The organism is Variovorax soli NBRC 106424 (genome assembly GCF_001591385.1).
Taxonomy (GTDB): domain Bacteria; phylum Pseudomonadota; class Gammaproteobacteria; order Burkholderiales; family Burkholderiaceae_C; genus Variovorax; species Variovorax soli.
In genome coordinates this window covers 1-3,536 of the sequence record NZ_BCUU01000193.1, presented here as the reverse complement: position 1 = coordinate 3,536, position 3,536 = coordinate 1, and the positions used below count along the sequence as shown (strand labels likewise).

Below are 3,536 nucleotides of genomic sequence, written 5' to 3'. Positions count from 1 at the left end.
CCCCATCCAGCCGCGGTGGACGCCCTGCCCGGCGACACGGCCGCGCAGCGCCGGCCCGGCACGCTGGGCGCGCAGGACATGGACCGCAAGATCCTCAACGCCGCGCTACTCAACGGCGCCATCGAGCTGCTGCCCGAGAACCTGTCGACGCTGGCCATCATTCCGCTGCAGATGCGGCTGGTCTACCAGGTCGGCCAGAGCTACGGCTACGAACTGGACACGGGCCATGTGAAGGACCTGCTGGCCACGCTGGGCGTGGGCCTGACCTCGCAATACCTGGAAGAGGCCGGACGCAAGCTGCTCGGCGGCCTGCTGGGCCGGGCCGGCAAGGGCCTGCTGGGCGGCCTGGGCAAGCAGGCGGTGAGCAGCGGCATGAGCTTTGCCAGCACCTACGCACTGGGCCATGTGGCCAATCAGTACTACGCGGGCGGGCGCACGCTCAGCACGCAGATGCTGCGCGACGCCTACCAGCACGTGATGAGCGACGGCCGGCAACTGCAGACGCGCTACCTGCCGCAGATGCAGGAGATGGCGCGCGGCCTCAACACCACCAAGATCCTGTCGATGGTGCGCGGCGGGGCGTAGGCCGCCACCGCCGCCGCTGCTTACCAGCGCAGCTTCACACCGAGGCTGCCATTGAGCCCGCCATCGGTGCGCACGGCACCGCCGACGTCCCACAGGTTGCCCACTTCGCCGTACAGGCTCACCGCCGGGCTCACATGCCAGCTGGCGCCCACCGCCAGCTCGGCGCGGGTGCCGCCGGTGGCGGTGGCAATGTCGGTGAAGGCCGCCGGGCCGATGAAGCGCGCGATGTCGGTGCCGCCCTTGCCGCTGTAGAGGTTCACGCGGGCATAGGGCTGCACCAGGCCCTGGCTGGTGGGCAGGTCGCCGCGCACGCGCACGCCCACGCGCAGCAGCCAGGCGTCGTCGGCATCCTGCTGGATGCGCGCGCCGCTGATGGTCACGTCGTCCAGGCTCACATGCTGGCCGACGATCTGCAGCTGCGGCTCCACCACCCAGCCCGGCGCAACACCGAAGGCCTGGCCGATCTCGATCGAGCCCAGCACGCTGTTGCCCTTGCCGTGGCTGCCGGCCGCGCCCGCGGCCGGGTTCACGTCGTAGCGCAGGCGCCCGCCCTGCAGCACGCCGTCGACATACAGGCCCGCGCCGTTGTTCCAGGTGGCATAGGCGCCCAGGAACTGCGCGCGCAGGTCGTTGCTGCCGGCCGCATAGCCCTGCACGCCGCGGGCAAAGCCGTTCACGTCCATGTCGCCGTCCAGCTGGCCCACGTACACGCCGGCGCGCCATGCGGGGGTGGCCCACAGGTCGGTGCCGGCCTGGAAGCCGTCGAGCCGGCCTTCGCTGCGCGGGTCGACCGTGCCGCTCTGGGCCATGTCGCGGTCCATGGTGATGATGCGGCCCCAGGCCTGGCGCTGCCCGGCGGTGTTCGCCTCGTCGCCCACGCGCTGATGCAGGTTGCCGACCATGGCCAGGCCCGCTTCGCGGAATTGGCCCGGCAGCGCGGCAAAGAGCGGCACCTCGACGCGGTAGGCGGGCACGGCCGCAGGCGCCGGCGACCCCGAGGGCGCCTGCGAAGGCGAAGGCGCCGCGGGTACCGGATCGGGTCCAGGGGCAGGCACAGGCTCCGCCGTCGACCGCAGGTACCAGTTCTCGCCCGCACCTGCGGCATCGGCCGCGTGCAGCGTGTATTCGTAGGCGCCGGCGTCCACATGCCCGCCGGCCAGCACGAAGGCATCCTTGGTGGTCTGCGCCGTGGTGGTGGCGCCGTTGACGGCGCTGATAAGCTCGATGCCGTTGCCGGTGGTGAGCGCACCCAGGCCGCCCAGGTTGGTGACCTGCACGCGGGTGGTGCCGCTGGCGCTGGCGCCCGCCCCGCTGAGCACCAGGCGGTCGCTCACGCTGGCGCTGCCGCCCAGCGCGGTGCCCATGCGCAGCGTGCCGTTGTTGCCCACCCACGGGCCGGTGACCGTGAGGGTGGTGCCCGGCGTGCTGCCCATCAGGTTGACCATGCCCGCGTTGCTGACACCCGCCACGGTCTGGCTGAAGCCGGCCAGGTCCAGCGTGGCGCCGGCCGCCACGTTGTGGCTGGAGCTGGCGCTGAAGGTGTTGGCCGCCCCGGCGCGCAAGGTGCCGGCTGCCACGTCGGTGGCGCCGGTGTAGTTGTTGTTGGTGCCGGTCAGCGTGAGCACGCCGCTGCCCTGCTTGGTGAGCACGCCACCGCCGCTGATGGCGCCGCTGAGCGTCTCGCTGAAGCTGCCGGTGTCGATGACCGGATCGTTGGTGCCGGTCATGCGGATGTTGTTGGCAATGTTCAGGCCGTCGGCGGCAAAGCCCAGCGTGGTGCCGTCGTCCATGGCCAGCTCGCCCGAACTCAGCGCGCCGTTGCTGCCCACCTCCAGGCGGCCTTGCTTGAGCGCGGTGCCGCCGGCGTAGGTGTTGTTGCCCGACAGAACAAGCGTGCCGTTGCTGGTCTTCAGCAGCCCGCCGGCGCCGGAGATTTCGCCGGCAAAGTTGCCTTCCAGCACCTGCACCGACGCATCTGCATGCACCTTTCCAGCTCCTTGCAGGTTGCCCACGACACCCTGCATGTTGCGGAAGTCCAGCGTCGCGCCCGCATCGACCGTCGTGGATGTCATGTACGAGGCCCAGGTGACCGCCAGCATGCCGGTCAAGGTGCCGCCGGCAACATGCAGCGTGCCGTAAGGCGAGAACGACTGCATGCCTCCATTGGCCTCCACCACACCCGTGTCGGCCGCACTGCCGATGACGATGCTGGTGCCGGCCGCAAGGTTGGTGCCCGAAGCCAGCGTCATCGTCGTGCCGGCGGCCGCGCCCAGGCGCGCAGTACCGGACAGCGACGGCGTGCCATTGAGCGTCAGATTGGCCGTGCCCACCAGCGAGCCGTCCGCAATGGACAACGGGCCGCTGCCAAGAGCCTGCTCGCTCGCGATGCGCAGGTTGCCACCGTTCACGCTGGTGCCGCCGCTGTGCGTGTTGACCCCGGCCAGCGACACCGTGCCCGCACCGGTGACGGCCAGCCCGCCCACGCCGCTCACCGTGCCGGCCACCTGCAGGCTGCTGCCGGTGGTGGCGTCGAGGGTGGTGGCGCCGCCCGCGACCACGTCGCCGACCGACAGGCCCGCCGCCTGCGACTGGATGGTGGCCGTGGCACCCGTGCCGACATCCACCCGGCCCGTGACCACCGACCCCGCGCCGAGCGCGAGCATGTTGCTGCCGCCGGTGAACTGCACGGCTGCGGCGCGCGTGGCGTTGTCGCCGCCCATGCCGCCGCGGATGGTGCCGGTGTTGTGGATCTGGAGATTGGCGCCCTGAATGCCGGCGCCGCCGGCGCCATCGGCACCGCTCGCGCCGCCGTTGCTGTTGGCCCCGCCAACGCCACCTGCACCGCCGGAAATGGTGCCGCTGTTGTCGATCAGAACCGTGCCCGCATTGGACTGGACCAGCAAACCGGTGCCGCCGTCACCGCCGCCGCCGGGCCGTCCGATGCCGCCCGC

Annotated in this window: 2 protein-coding genes; one reads left to right on the top strand and one right to left on the bottom strand. The window is 71.5% G+C overall.

What is annotated here, in order from left to right; all coding sequences use genetic code 11:
• Window positions 1-585 (top strand): YcjF family protein (locus VSO01S_RS26140; protein ID WP_373282936.1); only part of this gene is annotated, 585 nt, incomplete at its 5' end.
• 20 nt (window positions 586-605) lie between these two features.
• On the opposite strand, the gene VSO01S_RS26135 is transcribed toward VSO01S_RS26140, so the two are convergent.
• A partial coding sequence (locus tag VSO01S_RS26135; protein WP_068645671.1) for an autotransporter family protein occupies window positions 606-3,536 on the bottom strand: 2,931 nt, incomplete at its 5' end.